The organism is Ruegeria sp. AL12, from assembly GCF_056540885.1.
In genome coordinates, this window is the sequence record NZ_JBQFXN010000202.1 from 1 (window position 1) to 531 (window position 531).

Annotated in this window: 1 protein-coding gene; it reads left to right on the forward strand. The window is 65.5% G+C overall.

Annotation, left to right across the window (positions count from 1 at the left end):
* Window positions 1-13: 13 nt before the first annotated feature.
* On the forward strand, window positions 14-531 hold a 518-nt coding region (locus ACR0C6_RS22225; RefSeq protein ID WP_480621373.1), incomplete at its 3' end, for an amidohydrolase.

A 531-nucleotide genomic window follows, 5' to 3' on the forward strand; every position in this document is an offset into this window, starting at 1 on the left:
GCAGGGGAAGAACATGCAGCTTGTTGATGACGTGGTCGCGGGAAAAGAAGAAATCACCCAGTGGCGGCGAACCCTCCACGCCGATCCGGAGCTGCTGTTTGATGTTCACAACACCGCCGCCTTTGTCGCCGACAAGCTCAAGGCCTTCGGCTGCGATGAAGTCGTAACAGGCATCGGCCGCACCGGCGTCGTCGGCGTCATTCATGGCCGGCCCGGCGCCAACGGACCTGTCATCGGGCTGCGCGCCGATATGGACGCGCTGCCGATCGAGGAAACCACGGGCTTGGCCTGGGCCTCGCGCACACCCGGCAAGATGCATGCCTGCGGCCATGACGGCCATACCGCGATGCTGCTGGGCGCCGCGCGCCACCTTGCCGCGACCCGCAATTTCACCGGCTCGGTGGCGGTGATCTTCCAGCCGGCTGAGGAAGGCGGCGGAGGCGGCCGCGAGATGGTCAAAGACGGCATGATGGAGCGTTTCGGCATCACCAAGGTGTTCGGCATGCACAATCTGCCGGGCCTGCCGGTGGG